Here is a 22,395-nt window from a genome sequence, read left to right as displayed (position 1 = left end):
TCGTGAAACCTCTTGAACGGCGGGCGAATCCGGCGAGCGGTGGCTCCGCCGCCCTTAGGCTCTGCGCAGCCGAGCGTTGAGGAGTGTGGCTTGTCCGAGGCAATCGTGGACCAGGCAACCGTGGACCAGGCGACCACAGGCGAGGCGACCGCGGATGCGTCGGCATACACGCGGTCGCTGGTGGGATATGCCTACCGTGCCGAGGACTACTACGAGGTCGGTCGGGAGAAGATCCGCGAGTACGCCCGCGCCGTGCAGGATTACGGCTCGGTGCACTGGCGGGAGGCCGACGCGGCGGCGTACGGCTACGGCGCGGTGGTCGCACCGCCCACCTTCCTGTCGATTCCCGCGATGCTGGCCAATCGCCGGCTGTTCGAACGCGTCATCACCGGCTACGACGTGTACGTGCAGACCGATCAGGTCTTCGAGTTCCATCGGCCGGTGGTCTCCGGCGACCGCCTCGTGAGCGATGTCGAGGTCAGCGCGGTGCGCACCATCGCCGGGAAGGATCTGATCACCGTCACCAACACCTTCATCGATCAGTTCGACGAGGTCGTCCATGCGATGCACACGACCGCGGTCGGAGTCACCGGCGAGGACATCGACTCGGGTATCGCGGGCGCGATCGAACGGGTGATCATGCACGGCGTCGGTGCGCCGTCGGCCGCGCCGGGTCTGTCCGAGGCGGAGTTGCTGGACGCCGCCGTCGCCCCGCACCGCGACCACCGCTTCTCGGAGGTGTCGCGAACACGAGTGCCGCACACCGCTGTCCGGTTCGACGACGTCGCCGTCGGCGACGAACTCCCGTCTCGCACCGCGCGAATCACACGCGGTGATCTGGTGAACTACGCGGGCGTCTCGGGTGACGCCAACCCCATCCACTGGCACGACGGCGTCGCCACGCTCGCGGGCCTGCCCGACGTCATCGCGCACGGCATGCTCACCATGGGGCTCGGCGCGGGCTTCGTCACCGGATGGCTCGGCGACCCCGGGGCGCTGATCAGATACGCGGTGCGGCTGTCGAACTACACGATCGTGGATGCCCGGTCCGCCGGCGTCGTCGAATTCACCGGCCGGATCAAATCCCTCGATCCGCACGCGCGCACCGCCGTCGTGGTGGTCGTCGCGAAGTCGGCGGGCCGCAAGATATTCGGACTGGCCACCGCCGAGGTCCGCTTGGCGTGACGCGGGGCCGCTCGGCTCGTCCGGGTCGATGAGCGCTGCCCACCTGCTGTGATCCTGGCAGTGTGATGTCCGATTTGATGCTCCTCGGCGGTAAAATCGGACACGCGGGGCGGCCGCCGGGTCGCCGCATCCAGCCACAGCGGCGATATCGACCTAGGATCGTGGAGTTATGACCAATCCGTTGGGTAGTCCGAATCGCAATCGGCCCGGCTTGCCGACGCCGCCGTCGGGGTGGCCGGTCGCCTCCTATCCGACCTACGCCGAGGCGCAGCGGGCGGTCGACTATCTGGCCGACAACCAGTTCCCGGTGGAGAACATGACCATCGTGGGTGTCGATCTGATGCAGGTCGAACGCGTGCTGGGCCGGCTCACCTGGGGCAAAGTCATTGGCGGCGGCATGGTTTCGGGCGCCTGGCTGGGCCTGTTCCTGGGGTTGCTGCTGAGCCTGTTCACCACCGGTGGCGTGATCGGGCCGCTGGTGGTCGGCCTGGTCGGCGGCGTCATCTTCGGGCTCATCTCGGCGGTGATCCCGTACGCCGCCACCCGCGGCACCCGCGACTTCGCCTCCACCATGCAGTTGGTCGCCGGACGCTACGACGTGCTGTGCGATCCGAAGGTCGCCGAGCAGGCGCGGGATATGCTGGCGCGCCTGGCGCTGTAGGGCTCTGGCACGCTCTAGGGCTATGGAACTCGATCAGGTGCGGTCCGCGATACTGACGCATTTCGGCATTCCCCGGACGGGGCCGGGATTCGACGACACGCGCTTCGACTCCGCGTCGGTGACCTTCCTCGGCCTGGAACCGATCGACATCCTGCGCATCCCCGACGGGGAGTTCGTGCACTACGTCACCCTCGGTGGCTCCCGGCATCCGATGACCGATTCCGCGGCGGCCCTGGCCGATCCCGTGCGCGGCCCGCGCGCCGAATTGGTGCTGACGCTGCGCGGCGGCGCCGGTGCCCAGGCGGGGCTGCCGCGCGGCCTCGGTGTGCTGATCGCCGCTCCGTCGGTGGAAGGCGTTGTGCTGCAACCGGATGCGCTGCTCGACCTGGGAGAGCCGCTGTGGCACAACGCTCCCTTCACCGCGGTGCTGCTGGGCGAGGCGGATATCGATGAGGTCCCCCTGCCGGAGCCGGCCGATCCGGTGCGATTCCTGTCGGTCGCGCCGATCACCGCCACCGAGGCGGCGTGGGTCCGAGTGCGCGGGGCCGCGGCGCTGCGGGACGCGTGGGCCGAAGCGGGGATCGACATCCGGGATCCGCACCGGGCCGCCGCGAATCTGTAGTCCTCACAACCACTTGTTGCGCCGCAGCGCGACGAACAGCGCACCGCAGATGACCAGGATCACCACCCACACCATCCCGTAGCCGTAGGTCCACGACAGCTCCGGCATATGGGTGAAATTCATGCCGTAGATTCCGGCGATCATGGTGGGCACCGCGGCCATCGCGGCCCAAGCCGAGATCTTGCGCATATCGGTGTTCTGCTGGACGCTGACCTTCGCCAGCGCCGCGTTGATCAGCGCGCTGAGCGCCTCGTCGAAATCGCTGATCCGTTCGGCGACCGCGGTGTGGTGGTCGGCGACGTCACGCAGATAGCGGCGGATCTCCTTCGGCATCGGCAGCTCCGAACTGCGGCTGAGCACCTGTAGCGGCAGCGCCAGCGGGTTGACCGCCCGGCGCAACTCCACCACCTCGCGCTTGAGCTGATAGATGGCCTCGATGGTGAGCCGGCTGCGCGGGGTGAAGACCTCTTCCTCCATCCCCTCCACATCGTCTTCGACCGACTGGGTCACCAGCAGATACGTATCCACCACGTGGTCGGCGACGGCGTGCAGGACCGCCCCGGGCCCCAGCGCCAGGCGTTCGGGATGCTTCTCCATCTCCTCGCGGACCACCTTCAGTGCGGTGTGCTCGCCGTGACGGACGGTGACCACGAAATTCGCGCCCACGAAGATCATGATCTCGCCGGTCTGCACGATCTCGCTGACCGAATTGGGGTCGTGTTCCAGATATTTCACCGTGCGCAGCACGAGGAACAGCGTGTCGTCGTAGCGTTCCAGTTTGGGGCGCTGGTGCGCGTGCACGGCATCTTCGACCGCGAGTTCGTGCAGGCCGAAAATCTCGGCGACCTCGGCCATCTGATCCGCGTCCGGAGCGTGCATACCCACCCAGACGAAGCCGTCGCCGCGCTCGCGTACCTGCGCCAGCGCGTCCGCCGGGGTCACATGCCCGGACTGCCGGTGGCCGTCGACATAGACGCCGCAGTCGACTATCGCGCGGGCGGTGGGAACCGGGATCCGGGGCAGCTGCGGCCCGCGCCGCGACCTCCCGGAGCCACGGAACGGGGGAAACGGCGGTATCGAGGGCACGTCCCGGATGCTAGTTGGGCAAGATGGAACGCGTGCGCATCGACCTCCACACCCATTCGACCGCCTCCGACGGCACCGACACTCCCGGCGAGCTGATGCGCGCGGCCGCCGCCGCGGGGCTGGATGTGGTGGCGATCACCGATCACGACACCACCTCCGGGTGGGACGAGGCGGTCGCCGCGCTGCCGGCGGGGCTGCGGTTGGTGCGCGGGATGGAGATGTCCTGCGTCGGACTAGGAGAGGACGGCTGGCCGGTGCCGGTGCATCTGCTGGCCTACCTGTTCGATCCGGCCGATGCCGCCTTCGCCGCCGAACGCGAACGGTTGCGCACCGAACGGGTGTCGCGGGTGCGCGCGATGGCCGATCTCATGGTGGCCGACGGCCTGCCGATCGATCCGGACGCGGTCCTCGCGGCCGCGGGCCCGGCGGCGGGACGACCCCATCTGGCGCGAGCGCTGGTCGAGGCCGGTGTGGTCCCGACGGTCGGCGCGGCCTTCGACGATCTGCTCGCGCCCCGCGGCCGCTACTACGTCGAGAAGGCCGACACCCCGTTGCGGCAGGCGGTGGACATGGTCGCGGCGGCCGGCGGCGTGACCGTGGTCGCGCACGCGCGTGCCCGCACCCGCGGGCGGCTACTGGCGCTCGACGACATCCGCGATCTGGCCGGGCACGGGCTGGGTGGACTCGAGATCGATCACCCCGATCACAATCCGGCCGACCGGGCCGTGCTGCGCGAGCTGGCACGCGAACTGGACCTCATCGGCACCGGATCCTCGGACTATCACGGCGCCGACAAACCCGTCGGTCTGGGTGAATGCACCACGGACGCAGAGCAATTCGAGCGTCTGGTCGAGAAGGCGAGCGGGGTCGCGGTGATCGCCTCGTGAGAGTCGTGCGGGCGCTCAGCGGAACCGTGGCCGCCGGACTGGTGGTGCTCGCCGCGGTCGTCGTCGTCGCGGCGGTCCTCGGGGTGCGGCGCGGATTTCCGGGACCGGGCGCGAGCAGTGTCGCCTGGCATATCGGAATGGCGGTGCTGGCACTCGGCGCGCAAATTTTTTCCGACCGACGTCGGGGAATTCCGGCGTTTTTCGGATCGCTGGTCGTCTTTGTGGCGGCGGGTTACCTATTGGTTACGCAATGGTGGAATTAGTCTTCGCGTAACAGTTGCGGCCGGATGAATTGTGGCCGAATATTTTCCTTTGTGAGCGTGCGTAGCCGGTCCACTATTCGCGCGGAATCCGAGATCGCGGCGGAGGCGTCCGCCGATGTGCTGGTGGTGGGCGGCGGTCCGGCGGGCGCTTGGGCGGCGTTGACGGCGGCGACGGCCGGAGCGCGGGTGATCCTCGTCGACAAGGGCCGTTCCGGGGAATGTGGCCCGACATCGAAAGGTGTTGTCGCACTGTGGGATATCCCACCGGGGCCGGATCGGGAGCGGGCGCTGGTGCGTAGTCTGTCGCACGGCGGCGACCTCGGCGACCCCGAGTGGATGGACCGGGTGCTCGGCGAAACGCATCACCGCATCGCCCATCTGCTGCGCTGGGGATATCGGCAGACCGGAGACGGGCTCGCGACGCGCGTCCATCTCGAGGGCCGGCGGTATCTGGCGGCGCTGCGGCGCACGCTGTTCCGGTTGGGTGTGCAGGTCGTCGACCACCATCCGGCGCTGTATCTGCTGGTCGACGGCGACGGTGTGGTGTGCGGGGCCGGTGGGCTGGCCGGCGACGACCACTACCGCGGCTGGACGATCCGCGCGGGTGCGGTGGTGCTCGCGACGGGTGGCTGCGCATTCCTGGCCGGCGGCGCCGGAACCGATGTCGACACCGGTGAGGGGCTGCTGATGGCGGTGGAGGCGGGCACCGAACTGTCGGGGATGGAGTTCTCCGGCGCGTACGGACTCGCCACGATGAGCGATCTGCGCGAGCCCCGGTTCGCGAACCTGTACGACGAATCGGGGGCTCGCATCGACGGTGACGACTTCACCGCCCGGTCGGCGGCCCTCGCCGCGCTGGCGCAGGGACAGGCGGTCTACGCCGACATTCCGCCGGCGCCCGCGGTCCGGTACGGCCCGGCGTCGGTGGCGCCCGCGGGAACCACGGCGGTGTCCGCGAGCGGTGCCGGTTCCGTCGGGACATCGATCGATCCGCGGTCCGGCCGGGTGCGGTTGCGTCCGGTCCTGCAAGGTACCGTGCGTGGTTCGGGCGGGGTGCGGCTGATCGGATTCGATTGCGCCACAACGGTTCCCGGACTGTATGCCGCAGGCGACGTGGCCTCGCGGGAACCGATCACCGGCGCCGTCGGCGGCTTCGACGGGCACGGCGGCGGGTGGGCGATCTCGTCCGGGATGTGGGCCGGATCGGGCGCGGCGCGGTTCGCGCGCCGCCGCGGCCGGATCGGGGACGCACGGCCGGTTCCGGGGGCCGGGCTGAATCAGCACCTCGGCGCCGATGCGCGCACCGACATCGATCCTCGTGCGGTGATCGGGCTGGTACAGGAACATACGCTGCCGCTGCGGCGCAGCTACTGGCGCAGTGCGGGCAGCCTGCGCGACAGCATCGCCGAACTCGACGCGATGTGGCCGGTCACCGAATACGGACTCGGCGGCACCGGCGCCGACCAGGTTCTGGCCCGGCAGGCCGCGGCACTGCTGGCGGTGGCCCGCTGGACGAAATACAGCGCCCTGGCCCGCACCGAAACCCGGGGCCTGCATCGGCGTACCGATCATCCCGGCCCGGCCCGCGACTGGCGCCGCCGCCTGCTCACCGGCGGCGTGAACGAGATCTGGGTGCGCCCGGCCTGACGTGCCGGATGGGCGCCATGAGCTCACACCGGCGTTCCGGGTCCCGGTGGGACTGTTCACCGCTGCTTCCCAGCACGGGCGAGTTTCCCCTTACGCGCAGGTAATTCGGCGGCCCTACCCTCGGAAGATGGCAGTAGACACCCGGCCTCGGGCCGGCCCCGCATCCGAGCGGATCGCGCCCCGGTCGAGGAGCGATTTTGCAACTCCCTGTTCCTACTGGCAGAATGTTGCGGATTCCCGGCCGACGCCACCGCCCGGTCCGGGACGGTTGGTGACCTTCGGTTCGTGACGCACGGCTCCGATCCGCGGATCACCCCATAGCCTTGCCCGGACCACCCGTCCGGTTCTCGCTCGACGGATCGTGCGCGGCCAGATCGCAAAGAAGCCCAGATCGCAAACACGCGATGCGATGTAATCACCGAACGGTTTTGCGCGACCGCGTGAACGCCCGGTCGGCGCACATCGTTCGAATTCCGAAGACCTTTTTATACGAAAACCCGGCGGTAACCGTGAGCCGGTTCAGCCCGGACCGAGCAGGAGTGAAATCGTGTCATCTGTGACTGACGCACCGAATGCCACTACAGCGAGCCGTGAAACCGATACGACCGATCTGTCCGCTATCACGCACGAGGAAATTTTCGCCGGCCATCTCGGTGGCAAGCTTTCGGTGGAATTGTCCTCACCGCTGGAGACCCAGCGGGATCTGTCCATCGCGTATACGCCGGGCGTCGCGCAGGTGAGTCGCGCCATCCACAAGGACGAGGCGCTGGCCAAGCGCTACACGTGGACCGACCGGCTGGTGGTCGTGGTGAGCGACGGCACCGCGGTGCTCGGCCTCGGTGATATCGGTCCGCGGGCATCGCTGCCGGTCATGGAGGGCAAGGCCGCGCTGTTCAAGAAGTTCGCCGGACTGGACTCGATTCCGATCGTGCTCGACACCAAGGATGTCGACGAGATCGTGGAGACCCTGGTGCGCCTGCGGCCGAGCTTCGGTGCGGTGAACCTGGAGGACATCTCCGCCCCGCGCTGCTTCGAGATCGAGAAGCGCGTCATCGAGGCGCTGGACTGCCCGGTCATGCACGACGACCAGCACGGCACCGCCATCGTGGTGCTGGCCGCGCTCAACGGTGCCGCCAAGGTGCAGGGCCGCGATATCGCCGACCTGAAGGTGGTCGTCTCCGGCGCCGGCGCCGCGGGTGTGGCCTGCTCGAACATCCTGCTGGCCGCGGGAGTGTCGGATGTGGTCGTGCTCGACTCGAAGGGCATCGTCAGCCGGGACCGCGCGGACCTCAACGAGGTGAAGGCCGACCTGGCCGCGCGCACCAACCCGCGTGGCATCACCGGCGGTGCGGCCGAGGCGCTGGCCGGTGCGGATGTGTTCCTGGGCCTGTCGGCCGGGACCATCGCCGAGGAATTGATCGCCTCGATGGCGCCGGAGTCGATCGTGTTCGCCATGTCGAATCCGGACCCGGAGATCCACCCGGAGGTCGCGCACCGCTACGCCGCCATCGTGGCGACCGGCCGCAGCGACTTCCCGAACCAGATCAACAACGTGCTCGCCTTCCCGGGCGTGTTCAAGGGCGCGCTGGATGCCGGTGCGCGCCGGATCACCGAGGGTATGAAGGTCGCGGCCGCCAACGCCATCTTCGGTGTCGTGGCCGACGAGCTCTCGGTCGACAAGATCATCCCCAGCCCGCTCGACCCGCGGGTCGCGCCGGCGGTCGCTGAGGCCGTGGCCGCCGCCGCGCGTGCGGAAGGTGTTGCGTAACAAAGGTTTCGAACACGGCGAGGGCGCCCCGGGAACTCCCGGGGCGCCCTCGCCGTATTCGGATGCCGATGCGCGGCCGCTACTTCTCGTGGCAGGACTTGCGGTAGTCGATCAGCGGCTGCCGCACCCCGCGGAAATCCTTCAGCTCCTGCTGGTGGCCCTGGCGGTAGGCCTGCATCTCGGCCTTGCGCTGTTCCTTCGGCAGCCCCTTCACCTTGGCCAGTTCGGCGGCCAGATCCGGGTGGCTCGCCAGGAATGCGGCGACCTGCGGAGCGGTCTGGGCCTGAACCTGGGCGCGAGCCTGCGGGCTGCACTGCCCGGCGTCGGCCGAGGCGACGCCGGGCACGGCGACGGCCAGGGCGGCGATTCCGGCGGTGCCGGCCAGCAGGGCGGCGACAGTGCGCTTCATACCGGTAACTCCATTCGTGACGGGATGATGTCGGATCCGAATCTGCGCGCCGAATCTGAAAGGACCCTGAAAACGCCGAGTGGGCATACGCGATCTTCAGCCGATCCTCAGGCGGGGGACGGGCCGCCCGTCCGGCGATCCGGGACCGGCGTTCCGGGCGGGCCGCGTCAGCACGAACACCCCGACGCTCCCTGCGGCGGCTCCGCGCAGCGCAGGGTCGCCGCCGTGGGCGCGGGCGATACCGCGTGCGACGGCCGGCCCCGTCCGGCCCCGTCGCGACGGCGGTCCCGGCTCGCATCCGGGCTTCGGAAAGGAGGACGGCCGTCGGCGCTCAATGCGCGGCTGTGGTGACCGGCGGGGCCGGCGGAAGCGTCAATACGAATACCGCGCCGGCGGTTCCGGGTGGCGGCTCCACGCAGCGCAGGTCGCCGCCGTGCGCTCTGGCGATACCGCGGGCGATGGCCAGCCCCATCCCGGCCCCGTCGCGACGGCGGTCCCGGCTCGTATCCAACCGGACCAAGCGCCCGAAGATGTGTTCGCGCTGGGCGGCCGGTACACCGGGACCGGTGTCGGCGACGCGGATCTCGGCTCGGCCTTCGCCGGTTCCGGTGCCCTGTAAGGCGTTCGGGTTCGGCGTGTCCGCGTCCGATCGGGTGGTGCCCGTGTCGGGGGCGGGACCCGCCTGGTCGGCAGGTGTCGCTGGGATCGGCATCGGCTCGGTGGGCATCGAGCCGGCGGTGTCGCCGACCGTTCCCACGGTGAGGGAGACCGCGCCGCCAGGTGCAGTGGCCTCGCATGCATTGGCGAGCAGGTTCACCAGGATCTGGCCCACGCGTTCGGGGTCGGCGACGACGAGCACCGTGTGGCCGGTGAGCCGGAAGGCGATATCGGGGTGCAGGATTCGCATGCGGTCGACCTGGGCGTGCGCGAGCTCGTACAGGTCGGCCGATTGCCGATACAGCGTGAGCCCGGCGTCGATGCGGGCCATGTCGAGCAGGTCCTCGACCAGGCGCCCGGCGCGCTGGGCTTCGCGGACCAGCAGCAGATACATGCGTTCGCGATCTTCGGGCCCGGTGTCGGCGGGTTGGTGCAGGACCGCTTCGGCCATGGCCTTGATCCCCGCGATCGGGGTGCGCAACTCGTGCGCGGCGTCGCCGACGAAGGCGCGCATCTGCTGTTCGGAGGCCCGTGCCCGGGCCTCGGCGCCCTCCAGGGCGTCCAGCATCTCGTCGAAAGCACTTGCCGTGCGGCCCAATTCGGTATCCGTGCGAGTGGGGGAGAGGCGGCGGCCGCGGCCACCGCGCGCGATCTCGCGGGCCAGCCGGGTCATCGAATCCAAGGGCGCCAGCGCGTGGCGCAATCCCACCCACAGCGCGGCCGTGATCGCGACGATGGCGGTGGCGGTCACCCCTATCAGGACGAGGCCGAGTCGTGACCGCAGCGCGGTCAACAGCGGGGTGTCGACCTGCAGCGTGAGCCGGGCGCGGTCCACTGTGCCGCCACCGCCGAGGGTGACGGTTCTGGTCCGGGGGCTGCCGTCTCCGGCATGCCGGGGCGAGAGGCTGCCGTAGACACTGCCGTCGGCCAGGACCAGCCGGGCTCGTACCGAGCGATTGTCGACGCGGGCGATCAACTCCGCGGGCGGGGTGTTCTGCTGCGCGAGTTGCCGGGCCAGCTGGACCCGATCGGTGAGTACCGTATTCGCGCTGCGCGCCACCACGATCCCGAACAGACTGTGTACAGCCAGCGCCACCACGATCAGGGCGAGCCCGGAAATGACCGCGGCGGTGAGGGTTACCCGGCGCCGCAGCGAAATCGTCGGCAGTGCACGCGTTCCGGGTTCCACTGCCGGGGGCGCGGAAGCGTGGTTCCGGGCCGGTGCGGGTCCGAGCGTGTTCGACTCTCCGGAGTGGTCCGGAGTGCCGGGTGGGGTGGGCGCGGTGTGCGCCGGGTCGCCGCTCATCGCGGATTCGCCCGTAACGCGTAGCCCATGCCGCGCACCGTGTGCAGCAGGCGCGGGCCGTGTTCCTCCAGTTTGCGGCGCACCGCGCTGACGTAGACCTCGACCAGATTCGGGTCGTAGTCCTCGTAACCCCAGACCGCGGTCAGGATTTGGGTTTTCGTGACGACACGGTCGCGGTGGGCGGCGAGGTAGGCGAGGAGTTTGAATTCGGTGGCGGTGAGGCTGACCGGTTCGCTGCCGCGCAGCACCACGCCGGAATCGGTCTCCAGCACCAGATCGGCGATGGTGATGCGGCTGTGCATACGTCCCATCCGCCGCAGCAGCGCCTCGATCCGTGCTATCAGTTCGGCCAGGTCGAACGGTTTCACCACGTAGTCGTCGGATCCGGAACGCAGTCCGCGCACCCGGTCCTCCACACCGTCGCGCGCGGTCAGCATCACCACACCGGCGCCGCTGCGGGCGCGCACCACCTCGAGCAGGCCGAAACCGTCGCGACCCGGCAGCATCACGTCGAGGACGACGACATCGGGACGAAACCGCTCCAGATCGGATTCCAGCCGGTCACCGTGTTCGCGGGTGAGGACCTCGTGTCCGGCGGCGTGCACGGCCGCCGCGACCGCCGTGCGAATGGCGTCGGCGTCTTCGATCAGGAGAATGCGTCCCGGCTGCACCCGCACATTATTCGTCGCACTGGCTGAGACCTCGCTGAATACTGCTCGAGAGTCCGGTGCGCGCACTCCCGCGAGAGCCGCTACTTGTCGGTGGGCGGAGGGAGAATGATCGGTATCGGAATAGCGGAACAGGTTGGTGCACTTGGGAATTCGTCGATTCATCGAACGGGTGGCGGGGCGTCGGACTACCGGCGACGGCACATCGGAAAAGCGGCAGCGGAGCAGGCGAGCGGCACGCGAAATCGCCTCGCTGCGCCGCGCGAACGAACGTTCGCGACCGCGGGAGGGCAACCCGTACGGGGAGGCGGGCACATCGGGAATCGCGGGATGACTCCGACTCGGCGCGATCGGCCGGACGGGTGCGGATCGGCGGCGCGGACGCGACCCACCTACGATTCCTGTGCCGGGGCGCCCCTCGGCCGCCGGATGTGGTTGTCGCTGACTATCGGGAGTGGGTGTCGCCGGATGGGATTGGCCGGATCGGTGCGAGTGACGGCCCGGGTGCTTGTCGCCGTCACCGTCGCCACGGTGGCGGCGGCATGTGCCAACGGTGACGGCGAGTCGACGATCACCGTCGGCGCCGGTGATTCGGCGCAGTCGGAGGTCATTGCCGAAATCTATGCCCAGGCGCTCGCACGCACCGGCACACGGACGACGGTGAAAAAGCATCTCGGACAGCGCGCGGACTATCTGGCGGCGCTGGACGCCGACACGATCACGCTGGTCGGCGACACCAGTGGTGATCTTCTGACCGCCTTCGACTCCTCGTCCTCGGCGACCGCGCCGGATCGGGCGACGGCCGCGACCGTCGCAGAGCATCACGAGCCCGGCCCACCGGTCGACATGACCGCGGGGACGCCGATGACGTTCGAGGCGCGCCATATCGGCTCGGTCGCAGACGATCTGAGCCGGGCCGTTCCGGAGGGTCTGGCGGTGTCCGATTTCGCCGACGCCACCGATCTGCGGCCGCAGCTCGCACTCGGCGCCGCCGCGGCCGCGCGCTATCCGGCGAATGCCGCCGACCTCGCCAAGCATTGCGGTGAGCTGACCGTGGGCATCGCCGGCGGGCGCGAACTCGACCCGCTCCGGACACCGCCGGACCCGCAGCGCGACGTAGTGACTCCGCTGCGCACGGTCTACGGCTGCGATATCACCCACCACGTCGACTTTCCCGGTGACGGCGAACTGCGCAAGGCATTGCGTGACGGAACCGTCGACGCGGGCGTGTTCACCTCGGCCGTCGCACTGCTGCCGGGCGGCCCCGGTGATACGGCCATCGGCACCGACCCGGCCGTCGTCACCGATCCGGCGTACGCCTTCCGCGCCCAGAACATCGTCCCGCTGCTGCGTCAGGGTGCGTTGGACCAGCGGCAGATCAAGAAACTCAACTACGTAGCCGGGGAGCTCACCACGGCCGACCTCGCGACCATGGTCCGTCGCGTCCGTGACGAACACGCCTCGGCGGCCGGCCTCGCCCGGATCTGGCTCGACGAACACGCCCTCTGAGCACCCCGTTCGTCCGCCGTTTCCGCCCGTCGACCATGATCAGGTTCGATACGGATTCGGGCGTACAGTGCGAATAGATCACCTGAGCGGGGGTCCGCATGGTCCTGGTCATCGCGTTGGGAGTGCTGGCCGCATTCTTGTTCGCCGCGGCCGGTTATCTGCAACAGCGCGCGGCGCGCACCGTGGTCGCCGAACAACCCCGGGCGGCCCGGGTCTTCGGTATGACCACACTCATGCAGCGCCTGCTGCGCAGTGGCACCTGGCTGCGCGGCTGGATCACCAATCTCGCGGGTTTCTTCACCCAGGCGGTCGCGCTGCATCTGGGCTCGGTGGCCGCCGTGCAGCCGCTGATGTCGACTCAGCTGCTGTTCGCGGTCCCGCTCGAGGCGTTCGGACGCCGGCGTCGCCCGCGTGGCCGTGACATCTGGTTCGCGCTGCTGGTCTGCGCCGGCCTGGGCGTGCTGTTCGGCGTCGGCGGCGTGGCGCCACTCTCGGGAGATCCCGATCGCGGCCGGGTGCTGCTGGCCACCTTCTCCGCCGCGGGTCTGGTGGCACTGCTGGCCCTGATCAGCATCCGCTGCCCGATCTGGGTGGCCGCGAACCTCGTGGCGGTGGCCGCCGGTGTCTGTTTCGCGATGAGCGCCGTCTTCATGAAGTTGACCACCGAGGATCTGGTCTATCGCGGCATCCCCGCCACCGCCACCGACTGGCCCGGCTATCTGCTCGCCGTCTCCACGCTCAGCGGGCTGGTGCTGGAACAGACCGCCTTCGCCGCGGGCCCGCTGCCCTGGGCGATCGCGGCCATGAGCGTGACGAATCCGATCGTCAGCTACGTGGTCGGCGTACTGGCGTTCAAGGTCGAGGTGCCGCATACTCCCGGGGCGCTGGCCGGAGTCGCGGTCGCCGGGGCGCTGATCGCGGCCGGTATCGGCGGACTCGCGCATTCGCCGCTGGCCCGCGCCTTCTACGCCGGTAACAAGGAGATAACCGACGAATCGCCCAGCCTGATGTCGTAAAAGCTTGCGACGCCTGTGTTATGACGGTTGTGTGGGCAATCCGTCGCGTCCGGTGCTGTGGCGGGACTGTGCGGCCGGGCTCGCGGTATTCGGGCTGTACCTGGCGGTCGATGCCCTGCACACCCCGGACCGCCGCGAACTGGCCGACCGCAACGCGCACCGCATCTTCGATCTCGAACAGTGGCTCGCGATCGACTTCGAGCGCCCGCTCAACCGCTGGCTGGAGTCACAGGCGCTGCTCGCGACCCTGGCCAACTACGAATACGCCTTCACCTACATCGTCAGTGCGTTCGCGCTGCTGTTCTGGCTGTATTTTCGCCGCCGCGCCGAATACGCCCGCGCCCGCGACTCGTTCCTGCTGCTGAACATCCTGGCCATCGCGTGTTTCGCGCTCTTCCCGGTCACCCCGCCGCGACTGCTGCCCGAACTGGGCTTCACCGATACCGTCGTCGCCGGCCACACCTGGGGGTCCTGGGGTTCGTCATTGGTGTCGGGGGCGAATCAGCTCGCGGCGGTTCCCTCGCTGCACGTCGGCTGGGCGCTGTGGGTGAGTGTGGTGCTTGCCCGGGTCTCCGGCGGGTGGATCGTGCAGGTGCTCAGCGCACTGCACGTCGGGCTGACCACCTACGTGATCGTCGCGACCGCCAACCACTTCGTCCTCGACGCGGTGATCGCGGTGGCCTTCGTCGCGGCGAGCATCCAGCTGGTCGACCGCTGGTACGCGCGACCACCGGTGGTGCCGCCCGCCGACGCGTTCTTCCTGCACATCGAGAAGACCGGCATTCCGCAGCAGGTGGGCGGCATGGTCGTGTTCCGGCCGCGGGCCGACGGCGGGACCGATCTCGCCGCGGTCCGGAAACTGGTCCAGGGCGAGCTGGCACATCTGCCGCGCTTCCGGCAGCGTCTGGACCAGCCGGGACGGTGGCGCCGGGCACGCTGGGTGGACAGTCCGGTCGACTGGGACTGGCACGTCACCGAGCGCACGATTCCCGGCACCGATCCGGACGCCCTCGGCGAACCGGATGGCCGAGCGGCGGGGTCCGGGGCGGCCTTCAGCGCCGTCCTCACCACCAGTGTCGCCGTCGGCCCGGCAGCGGGCAACGGGGAGTCCGCGGCGGTGGAATCACATGGTGTGGTGTCGGCCGAAGCGACCATGGCACCGGGCGTGGTGGCGCGGCGGGTGGACGGAATCAGCCGGGTGGTCACGGATCTCGCCGCCGAGGTGCTGCCCAAGGATCGGCCGTTGTGGCGACTCGTCCTGGTGCGCGACCCGGAGGCGGGCGCGATCGGCGTGGTCCTGCTGTTGCACCACGTGGTCGCCGACGGTATCGGCACGGTGGTGCAGGCCCTGCGCCTGCTGCGACCGACCATCGATCTGCCGGTGGCCGAGCGAAAGCCGCCGAGCTGGGGGACCACCGTCGCCGGTACCGCGGCCGGACTGGCGCAGTTGGCCGCCGATGCCCAGCCGAAGGGAACGCTGCCCGACGACTGTGTGCGCCGCGTATTCACCGTCTGTTCGCTGGACCTGGAAACCGTTCGGGCCGTGGCTCGTTCGCATCGCGTCCGGGTGACCGACGTACTGCTGAGCGTCACCGTCACGGCGCTGCAGCGTCTTCGCCCCGATCTGGGGGAGCGGTTGGGCGGGCAGATCCGGGTGGCGGTGCCGTTGATGGTGCGCGACCCGACGTCGGGGGCGGAGGGCAATTCGACCGCCGCCGTGATGATCGACATTCCGCTGACGGCGGCGACCCCGGCACAGCGTCTTTCCGAGATCCGCACCCGCAGCGACCGGCTGCATTCCGGAACCCGCGCGCTCGCCTCGCATTTCGTGATGGATCGAGTGCTCAGGCTGTTCCCGGAACCGGCCGTCGGGGCCTTCGCGCGGTCGGTGTACGGCGGGCGGTTCTTCCACGCCATCGTCTCCAACATGGCCGGTCCCGAACTGGCGATGACCTTCGCGAATATGCCGATCACCCGGGTGTTTCCGATCCTGCCGTCGGCCCCGGGAGTTCCGCTGGTCGCCGGGGTGCTGAGCTGGAACGGCGAATTGGGGATCGGGCTCTCGGTGGATCCGGCGCTGCTCGACGCGCGGGCGGTCGCCGCCGAGTTGCCCGATGTCCTGGCCGAACTCGCCGATACCACGTTCGTGTCCGATAAGCGTCCGTAGCCGGGTTCCGGCGAGTAGTCTTCGAGCGAGTTGATCACCGAGCCTACCGTCACCGAGGGAGGCCGCCTCATGTTCGATCGCGGGTTAGTGGCGAAAATGCTTGCGGCATGCGCACTTACCGCGCTGGTGACCGCCGCTGCCGCCTGCGGCAGCGATGACTCCGGCGGCAAATCCACCGAATCGTCGAGTAGCGGCACGCCGACGGTGACCCAGGCGGTGACCCGGAACTTCGAGCGCTTCTTCGACGGATCCACCTCCGCCGACCAGAAGGTCGCGCTGCTGGAGAACGGGCCCGCGTTCGCCGCCGCGATCAAGGCACAGGCCGATTCGCCGATGGCGAAATCCGCCTCGGCCAAGGTCACCAATGTCGCCAGCACCAGCACCGACCACGCCGACGTCACCTTCGACGTGCTGTTCAACGGCACGCCGGCGCTGGCCGGTCAGCAGGGCGGCGCGGTACAGATCGAGGGCACCTGGAAGGTGACGGCCGCGACCTTCTGCGCGCTGCTCACGCTGGAGGGCGCGGCCCCGCCGGTCTGCGGCGCGGCCGCGGGGACGCCGGGTGCGACGCCGAGCCCGGGTGCGACGCCCGCGGCGCCGGGCGGACCCACCATTCTTCCCGCGCCGACCAGTTGAGGTCGCGATGACGTCGTCGGACCGCCGCGGTGCCCGATCGCGGTGGCCGCTGCGTCACGCCGCCTCGAACGCATCGCATACCGTTGCGGCGCAACCGGTATCGTCCGGCACGAAGCGTCCCTATGTAGCGCTCGCGGTGGTCACGGCCATCCTGTTCGTCACCTTCCTCGACACCACGATCGTCAGCGTGGTCCTCGGCGATATCCAGTCCGACGTCCACGCCGGTGTGGTGTCGCTGCAATGGGTGGTGAACGCCTACACCCTGGTGTTCGCGAGTCTGATGCTCACCGCCGGCACCCTCGGCGACCGGTGGGGCCGCAAACGCGTCATGGTCGGCGGGCTGGTGGTGTTCGCTGTCGGCTCGGTGTTGTCCGCGGTGGCCGGAAGTGTGTCGATCCTGATCGCCGGGCGGGCGGTGATGGGCGTGGGTGCGGCGGCCTCCGAACCGGGCACGCTGTCGGTGATCCGGCACATCTTCCCCGATCGCGGCGCCCGCGCGAAGGCGCTGGGCGCGTGGGCAGCGGTCTCCGGGTTGGCGCTGGCGCTGGGGCCGGTGATCGGCGGGCTGCTGGTCGGGGCGTTCGGCTGGCGCTCGATCTTCTGGTTCAACCTGATCGTCGGCGTGCTCGTGCTGGCGGCGGCGCTGAAATTCGTGCCGGAAAGCGCCGATCCGCAACCGGGTCCGGTCGATTGGGCCGGATTCGTCCTGGGCGCAACGTTTCTCGGCTGCGTGATCTACGCGGCCATCTCCGGTGAGCAGGTGGGCTACTCGGCCGCCTCGGTGATCACGCTGTTCGTGATCGGCGCGATCGCGTTCGTCGCCTTCCTGGTGGTCGAGTCGCGCGCGGCCAATCCGATGTTCGACTTCCACTACCTGGAGCGCCCGCTGGTGCGCAGTGCGCTGGTGGTGGCGTTCGCGGTCTACTTCGGAATCTTCTCGATCTTCTTCTTCACCGCGCTGTATCTGCAAGAGGTGCTGGACTATTCGGGGTGGCGAACCGCCGCGGTGTTCGGCCCGATGGCCGTCGCGATCATCGCCGGTTCGCTGATCTCCGGATTCTGGGTGGCGTTGCGCGGCTCCCGCACGCCGATGATCGCCGGGTGTGTGCTCGGTGCCGCGGGAATCTTGCTGACGCGCCAGTTCCTCGGTGTCACAGTCGAATTCACGCCGCTGGCGCTGGCCCTGATGCTGGCCGGCCTCGGTTTCGGTATCGCGGTGGTGCCGCTGACCTCGGCCGTGCTGTCCGGCGTTCCGGCCGAACATTCCGGTATGGCGGCCGCCGCCACCAACACCATGCGCCAGGTCGGGGCGGTGGTGGGGGTGGCCGTACTGGGTTCGCTGGTCAATTCCTTCCTGAATTCGGACCTGCGGGATCGGTTGCGGCAGATCGGTGTGCCGGCGAATTTCCAGGCCATCGTCATCGACGCCATCGAGACCGGCAACGTCCCGGCCGGCGGTGACGCGGCGGCCTCGGCCGCCTACGGACCGATCGTGAACCGGGTCATCCACGCCACCTACGAGGCCTTCCATCGTGGACTCGAGGTGGCGCTGCTGGTGTCGGCGATCATGATTCTGATCGCCGCCGTGGTCACCGCGCTCTGGCTACCGCGGCGCGGCGATCGCGCCGGATACGTGCACGAGGACTGAGATCGGGGGGCAGCACGCTGCCGCGGTCACGCGGGCAGTACGGTGCCGTCGGCCGAACCGGCCAGCCATTCGGTGAGCACGGGGTGCATGGCGAGTGCGGGCAGTGCGCCGACCAGGGTGTCGATCAACTGGGTACGGCTGATCTGCTCCTCCCGCAACCAGATCAGGGTCGTCTCCTCGACGAACGCGATCCAGCCGCGGAACACCAGGCGAAGTCGCGGCAGTTCGGGATCGTCGGCGGCCAGCGGTGTCTCGGCGAGGATGCGGTCGACCATGGCATCGCGGGTGGCGTCGGCCAGCGCCATCAGTTCGGGGCTGCCGCTGGCGGGGCCGCGGAGCAGGCCCTGATAGGAGATCCGGTTCTCGCTGACGTACTCGACGTAACGTTCGACTGCGTCGCGCAGCATGCTGAACAGATCGAGGCTGCGGTCGGGCATGGTGCGAGCGAGTAGTTCCTCGTTGGCGCGGCGCACGATGGCGCGCTGGAAATCCTGTTTCGACGCGAAGTAGTGGAAGAGCAGGCCGCGGGAGATGCCCGCCTGCCGGGCGATCTCCCCGATGGAGATGTCCTCCAGCGTGCGGTCGCGCAGCATTTTCACGCCCAGGGACACCAGCTGTTCGCGCCGTTCGCCCGGGCTCAGCCGCACCCGTTTGGTGCCGGGACCGTTGTCACTCACGGTTGCCATCCTACTGAACGGTAGTCAATACTGTTGACTCCTGCTCAATAGGATCGTAGGGTTGGATACATGAGTCGTAGGGTTACAGACAACGGCCGTAGCGACGCGCTCGGAGGCGGTAGCTTGCGTGACCACGGAGAGCGCCGCGAAGGCCGTGATGAGCGGAGCCGCAGTGTAGCGGGGGCGCGTCATGTGCATACGTTGATCGTCGGCAGTGGATTCTCGGGCCTGGGCCTGGCCATCCGTTTGAGCCAGCAGGGTCGCGACGACTACCTGGTACTCGAGCGCGGCAACGATGTCGGCGGTACCTGGCGCGACAACACCTACCCCGGCGCCGCCTGCGATGTGCCGTCGCAGCTGTACTCCTACTCGTTCGCGCTCAATCCGAACTGGTCGCGCTCGTTCTCCAAGCAGCCGGAGATCCAGTCCTACATCCGGGGCGTGGCCGATCGTCACGGCGTGCGGGACAAGCACATCTTCGACTGCGAGATGACCGGCGCCCGGTGGAACGAGGAGCAGGCCCGCTGGGAGGTGCAGACCAGCCAGGGTGCGTTCACCGCCGACATCCTGGTTTCCGCCGTCGGCGCGCTGTGCGAGCCGAACCTTCCGGATATCAAGGGCATCAACGGTTTCCAGGGCCGCATCTTCCACTCCGCGCGCTGGGATCACGACGCTGATCTGACCGGCAAGCGGGTCGCGGTGATCGGCACCGGCGCCTCGGCCATCCAGATCGTGCCGTCGATCGCGCCGAAGGTGGCCCATCTCGACGTCTACCAGCGCACCGCCCCGTGGCTGCTGCCGCGGATCGACCGCCCGTACACCCTGCCCGAGCGGCTGGCCTTCAAATACGTTCCGGGCGTGCAGAAGTTGTCGCGTGCCGCCATCTACGCCGCCCGCGAAACGCAGGTCGTCGGTCTGGCGAAGTTCCCGCCGGCCATGCTCGCGCTGGAAGGTCTCGCCCGGCTGAAGCTGCGGCTCGAGGTTCCGGACGCGCAGTTGCGCGAGAAGGTCACGCCGAACTTCCGCATCGGCTGCAAGCGCATGCTGATCTCCAACGAGTACTACCCGGCGCTCGGGCGCGACAATGTCGATGTGGTCACCGACGGCATCCGCGAGATCCGCGCGAATTCGATCGTCACCGCCGACGGCACCGAACGCGAGATCGACGCCCTCATCGTGGCGACCGGATTCCACGTCACCGATTCGCCGGTGTACGAGACGATCGCCGGCCGCGACGGGCGCACGCTCACCGAGCTGTTCGACGAGATCGGGCAGCAGGGCTACAAGGGCGCCGCGATCCACAACTTCCCGAACATGTTCTTCCTGCTCGGCCCGAACGTCGGCCTGGGCCACACCTCGATGGTGTACATGATCGAATCGCAGATCAACTACATCGCCGACGCGATCACCACCTTCGACCAGCGCGGCCTGCGTACGGTCGAGGTGCGAAAAGATGTGCAGGACACCTACAACCGCGACCTGCAGAACCGCATGTCCAACAGCGTCTGGCTCAACGGTGGTTGTGCCAGCTGGTATCTGGACAAGCACGGCAACAACACCACGCTGTGGCCCGATTTCACCTTCCGCTTCCGCAAGCTGACCGAGAAATTCGACGTCGCGGCATACGACACGACCCGATCGGCCGACGGGGCCGACCGCCCCGATCTGAAAGTGGTAGCAGCACAGTGAGCAATGACGCTTATTTCACCGGCAAGGTATGTGTGATCACGGGCGCCGGCTCGGGTATCGGCCGCGCGCTGGCCGAGAATCTGGCCCGCCGGGGTGCGAAACTCGCACTCTCCGACATCGATACCGAAGGACTGGCCGAAACCGTCCGCCGCGTCGAGGCGCTGGGTGCGCAGGTGAAGTCCGACCGGCTCAACGTGGCCGAGCGCGAAGCGGTGCTGCTCTACGCCGACGAGGTGAAGAAGCACTTCGGCGTGGTGCACCAGATCTACAACAACGCCGGTATCGCCTTCCACGGCGAGGTGGTCGACTCCCAGTTCAAAGACATCGAGCGCATCATGGATGTCGATTTCTGGGGCGTCGTCAACGGCACCAAGGCGTTCCTGCCCGCCATCATCGAATCCGGTGACGGCCACGTGATCAACGTGTCCAGTCTGTTCGGCCTGATCGCGGTGCCGGGCCAGAGTGCTTACAACGCGGCCAAATTCGCGGTGCGCGGCTTCACCGAATCGCTGCGCCAGGAGATGCTGGCGCGCAAGCATCCGGTCAAGGTCACCTGTGTCCATCCCGGCGGTATCAAGACCGCGGTGGCGCGCAACGCCACCTACGCCGAGGGGATCGACGCTCAGAAGTTCTCCTCGTTCTTCGACAAGCAGCTCGCCCTGCACACCCCGGAGATGGCCGCGCAGACCATCACCGAGGCCGTGCGCAAGGGTCACGGCCGCGTGCTGATCGGCTGGGAGGCCAAGGCGCTCGATCTGTTCGTGCGCACCACCGCGTCCTACTACCAGCGCATCGCGAACGTCGTCAACAGCCGGTTCCTGCCCTGATTCGCCGCGGGAATTCACTGTGATGCCTGGTTTTTCGAAATCCGTGGCCCTGCCGCTGCCCGTCGCGCGGGCCGTCCTCGGGCCGATGTTCCGGTTCGCCATGCACAGCCGGCTGCCGTGGGCGGCGCAGCGCCACCTGCTCGACGCCGGTTCGGTGCTGCAGACGCTGCCCGGCGGTACCCGGGTGCATCGGATGCGGCTCGGCGGCCGTCCCGCCGAGCGGGTGACCGCCGGCGTCGCCGCCGGCCCGGGTGCGGTGCTGTACCTGCACGGTGGTGGATACACCATCGGGTCGCCGGCCACCCATCGGTCGCTGGCGGCGCATCTGTCGCGCGACATCGGTTGTCCCGTCTACGTTCCGGACTACCGGCTGGCGCCGGAACATCCGTATCCGGCCGCGCTCGACGACGCCGAGGCGGCCTTCCTGGAGCTGGTGTCCACCGGGCTCGCACCGCAGCAGATCGCGGTCGCGGGCGACTCCGCCGGCGGCGGACTGTCGCTCGCGCTGGCGTTGCGCCTGCGTGACCGGCACGGAATGCGGCCCGCCGCACTGGGTTTGATCGCCCCGTGGGCCGACCCGAACGAATTGCCGGCCCGCGAGCGCGACCTGGTGGTCAACAAGGCGTGGTCGCGGTTGTGCGCCGCCGCCTATCTGGGCGACGGTGATCCGCTCGATCCGGGCTACGCGCCGCTGCTCGGCTCGCTGGGCGGGCTGCCCGCGACCTACGTCCAGGTCGACGAGGGCGAGTTGCTGCATTCGCAGTGCGTGCGCCTGGCGGCCGCGCTGCGGGCAGCCCAGGTGCCGGTTCAGTTCTCGGTGACTCGCGGGCTCTGGCACGTCTCGCAGCTGCAGGCGTCGCTGGTGGCGCCGGCCGCGCTCGCCGCGCGGGAACTGGCAGGATTCCTCGGTCAATCGCTGCAACCAGCGCAAACCGGATCCATAGGATAGAAGCCGTAGGACAGGTTCCGCCCGGCCGCATCCGCGTCGAAATTCTCGACCGGACGGCCGGGCGGAGCCTGCCGTTGCGGCTGGCGTAAATTACTGGCGAGTAGACCACGTGGAAGGG

The 22,395-nt window shown here is 68.9% G+C and carries 20 protein-coding genes; 15 read left to right on the top strand and 5 right to left on the bottom strand.

Going from position 1 to position 22,395, the window contains the following annotated elements:
* The first annotated feature begins 120 nt into the window (after positions 1–120).
* The 3 genes from C8258_RS23425 (at position 121) to C8258_RS23415 (ending at position 2,468) form a co-directional block, all read left to right on the top strand.
* The gene (locus C8258_RS23425; RefSeq protein ID WP_106957024.1) at positions 121–1,185 is read left to right on the top strand and encodes a fused (3R)-hydroxyacyl-ACP dehydratase subunits HadA/HadB; all 1,065 of its coding nucleotides are present in this window, start codon (positions 121–123) and stop codon (positions 1,183–1,185) included.
* A gap of 169 nt (positions 1,186–1,354) precedes the next feature.
* Positions 1,355–1,846 (top strand): general stress protein, encoded by a 492-nt coding sequence (locus C8258_RS23420; RefSeq protein WP_039780463.1) that lies wholly within the window; start codon positions 1,355–1,357, stop codon positions 1,844–1,846.
* A 22-nt stretch (positions 1,847–1,868) separates the two neighbouring features.
* Positions 1,869–2,468, top strand: coding sequence for a suppressor of fused domain protein (locus C8258_RS23415; RefSeq protein ID WP_106957023.1), 600 nt, complete (start codon positions 1,869–1,871; stop codon positions 2,466–2,468).
* A gap of 3 nt (positions 2,469–2,471) precedes the next feature.
* Here the strand turns inward: C8258_RS23415 and C8258_RS23410 are convergent, their stop codons facing one another.
* Complete coding sequence (locus C8258_RS23410) at positions 2,472–3,554, bottom strand: magnesium and cobalt transport protein CorA (protein WP_036504713.1); 1,083 nt, start codon at positions 3,552–3,554, stop codon at positions 2,472–2,474.
* A 32-nt stretch (positions 3,555–3,586) separates the two neighbouring features.
* On the opposite strand from C8258_RS23410, the gene C8258_RS23405 reads away from it, so the two are divergent.
* The 4 genes from C8258_RS23405 to C8258_RS23390 all read left to right on the top strand — a co-directional run bounded on the left by C8258_RS23405 (position 3,587) and on the right by C8258_RS23390 (position 8,119).
* The gene (locus C8258_RS23405) at positions 3,587–4,441 is read left to right on the top strand and encodes a PHP domain-containing protein (protein ID WP_106957088.1); all 855 of its coding nucleotides are present in this window, start codon (positions 3,587–3,589) and stop codon (positions 4,439–4,441) included.
* Between the two features lie 26 nt (positions 4,442–4,467).
* The gene (locus C8258_RS23400) at positions 4,468–4,704 is read left to right on the top strand and encodes a hypothetical protein (protein WP_233225278.1); all 237 of its coding nucleotides are present in this window, start codon (positions 4,468–4,470) and stop codon (positions 4,702–4,704) included.
* A 51-nt stretch (positions 4,705–4,755) separates the two neighbouring features.
* Entirely contained in the window at positions 4,756–6,351 is a 1,596-nt protein-coding gene (locus C8258_RS23395; protein ID WP_369974808.1) for an FAD-binding protein, read from the top strand.
* 547 nt (positions 6,352–6,898) lie between these two features.
* Entirely contained in the window at positions 6,899–8,119 is a 1,221-nt protein-coding gene (locus C8258_RS23390) for an NADP-dependent malic enzyme (RefSeq protein WP_369974807.1), read from the top strand.
* A gap of 79 nt (positions 8,120–8,198) precedes the next feature.
* On the opposite strand, the gene C8258_RS23385 is transcribed toward C8258_RS23390, so the two are convergent.
* The 3 genes from C8258_RS23385 to C8258_RS23375 form a co-directional block, all read right to left on the bottom strand.
* Positions 8,199–8,528 carry a hemophore-related protein gene (locus C8258_RS23385; protein WP_158271301.1) on the bottom strand — a complete coding sequence of 110 codons (330 nt, stop codon included), beginning with the start codon at positions 8,526–8,528 and terminating at the stop codon, positions 8,199–8,201.
* Between the two features lie 331 nt (positions 8,529–8,859).
* Positions 8,860–10,491 (bottom strand): cell wall metabolism sensor histidine kinase WalK, encoded by a 1,632-nt coding sequence (locus C8258_RS23380; RefSeq protein WP_106957020.1) that lies wholly within the window; start codon positions 10,489–10,491, stop codon positions 8,860–8,862.
* Positions 10,488–11,162, bottom strand: coding sequence for a response regulator transcription factor (locus C8258_RS23375; RefSeq protein WP_233225277.1), 675 nt, complete (start codon positions 11,160–11,162; stop codon positions 10,488–10,490). The genes C8258_RS23380 and C8258_RS23375 overlap by 4 nt, the downstream gene beginning before the upstream one ends.
* A gap of 465 nt (positions 11,163–11,627) precedes the next feature.
* On the opposite strand from C8258_RS23375, the gene C8258_RS23370 reads away from it, so the two are divergent.
* The 5 genes from C8258_RS23370 to C8258_RS23350 all read left to right on the top strand — a co-directional run bounded on the left by C8258_RS23370 (position 11,628) and on the right by C8258_RS23350 (position 18,135).
* Positions 11,628–12,668, top strand: a complete 1,041-nt coding sequence (locus C8258_RS23370) for a glycine betaine ABC transporter substrate-binding protein (protein WP_106957018.1) — start codon at positions 11,628–11,630, stop codon at positions 12,666–12,668.
* Between the two features lie 98 nt (positions 12,669–12,766).
* The gene (locus tag C8258_RS23365; RefSeq protein WP_106957017.1) at positions 12,767–13,684 is read left to right on the top strand and encodes a DMT family transporter; all 918 of its coding nucleotides are present in this window, start codon (positions 12,767–12,769) and stop codon (positions 13,682–13,684) included.
* Positions 13,685–13,715: 31 nt separating this feature from the next.
* Positions 13,716–15,851, top strand: a complete 2,136-nt coding sequence (locus C8258_RS23360; RefSeq protein ID WP_158271300.1) for a phosphatase PAP2 family protein — start codon at positions 13,716–13,718, stop codon at positions 15,849–15,851.
* Positions 15,852–15,920: 69 nt separating this feature from the next.
* Positions 15,921–16,487 carry a hypothetical protein gene (locus C8258_RS23355; RefSeq protein ID WP_146161313.1) on the top strand — a complete coding sequence of 189 codons (567 nt, stop codon included), beginning with the start codon at positions 15,921–15,923 and terminating at the stop codon, positions 16,485–16,487.
* Between the two features lie 7 nt (positions 16,488–16,494).
* Positions 16,495–18,135, top strand: a complete 1,641-nt coding sequence (locus C8258_RS23350) for an MFS transporter (protein ID WP_106957014.1) — start codon at positions 16,495–16,497, stop codon at positions 18,133–18,135.
* A 26-nt stretch (positions 18,136–18,161) separates the two neighbouring features.
* Here C8258_RS23350 and C8258_RS23345 read toward each other — a convergent pair whose 3' ends face one another.
* A complete protein-coding gene (locus C8258_RS23345; RefSeq protein ID WP_106957013.1) occupies positions 18,162–18,821 on the bottom strand; it encodes a TetR/AcrR family transcriptional regulator in 660 nt (219 codons plus the stop codon).
* 60 nt (positions 18,822–18,881) lie between these two features.
* Between C8258_RS23345 and C8258_RS23340 the strand changes: the two genes are divergently transcribed.
* The 3 genes from C8258_RS23340 to C8258_RS23330 are packed head-to-tail and all read left to right on the top strand — an operon-like array spanning position 18,882 to position 22,277.
* Positions 18,882–20,501, top strand: coding sequence for an NAD(P)/FAD-dependent oxidoreductase (locus C8258_RS23340; protein ID WP_106957012.1), 1,620 nt, complete (start codon positions 18,882–18,884; stop codon positions 20,499–20,501).
* The gene (locus C8258_RS23335; protein ID WP_036504721.1) at positions 20,498–21,328 is read left to right on the top strand and encodes an SDR family oxidoreductase; all 831 of its coding nucleotides are present in this window, start codon (positions 20,498–20,500) and stop codon (positions 21,326–21,328) included. The genes C8258_RS23340 and C8258_RS23335 overlap by 4 nt, the downstream gene beginning before the upstream one ends.
* Positions 21,329–21,350: 22 nt before the next feature.
* Positions 21,351–22,277 (top strand): alpha/beta hydrolase, encoded by a 927-nt coding sequence (locus C8258_RS23330; protein ID WP_106957011.1) that lies wholly within the window; start codon positions 21,351–21,353, stop codon positions 22,275–22,277.
* Positions 22,278–22,395: the final 118 nt, after the last annotated feature.

This window comes from Nocardia sp. MDA0666 (assembly GCF_003023875.1).
GTDB classification, from domain to species: Bacteria; Actinomycetota; Actinomycetes; order Mycobacteriales; family Mycobacteriaceae; genus Nocardia; species Nocardia aobensis.
This window is presented reverse-complemented; position numbering and strand designations above follow the sequence as displayed.

Excerpts from the sequence above, each read along its gene's own strand:
- C8258_RS23340 (WP_106957012.1), top strand. The coding sequence starts at position 18,882 with ATGAGTCGTAGGGTTACAGACAACGGCCGTAGCGACGCGCTCGGAGGC.
- C8258_RS23365 (WP_106957017.1), top strand. The coding sequence starts at position 12,767 with ATGGTCCTGGTCATCGCGTTGGGAGTGCTGGCCGCATTCTTGTTCGCC.
- C8258_RS23385 (WP_158271301.1), bottom strand. The coding sequence starts at position 8,528 with ATGAAGCGCACTGTCGCCGCCCTGCTGGCCGGCACCGCCGGAATCGCC.
- C8258_RS23380 (WP_106957020.1), bottom strand. The coding sequence starts at position 10,491 with ATGAGCGGCGACCCGGCGCACACCGCGCCCACCCCACCCGGCACTCCG.
- C8258_RS23420 (WP_039780463.1), top strand. The coding sequence starts at position 1,355 with ATGACCAATCCGTTGGGTAGTCCGAATCGCAATCGGCCCGGCTTGCCG.
- C8258_RS23370 (WP_106957018.1), top strand. The coding sequence starts at position 11,628 with ATGGGATTGGCCGGATCGGTGCGAGTGACGGCCCGGGTGCTTGTCGCC.
- C8258_RS23355 (WP_146161313.1), top strand. The coding sequence starts at position 15,921 with ATGTTCGATCGCGGGTTAGTGGCGAAAATGCTTGCGGCATGCGCACTT.
- C8258_RS23350 (WP_106957014.1), top strand. The coding sequence starts at position 16,495 with ATGACGTCGTCGGACCGCCGCGGTGCCCGATCGCGGTGGCCGCTGCGT.
- C8258_RS23330 (WP_106957011.1), top strand. The coding sequence starts at position 21,351 with ATGCCTGGTTTTTCGAAATCCGTGGCCCTGCCGCTGCCCGTCGCGCGG.
- C8258_RS23415 (WP_106957023.1), top strand. The coding sequence starts at position 1,869 with ATGGAACTCGATCAGGTGCGGTCCGCGATACTGACGCATTTCGGCATT.
- C8258_RS23345 (WP_106957013.1), bottom strand. The coding sequence starts at position 18,821 with ATGGCAACCGTGAGTGACAACGGTCCCGGCACCAAACGGGTGCGGCTG.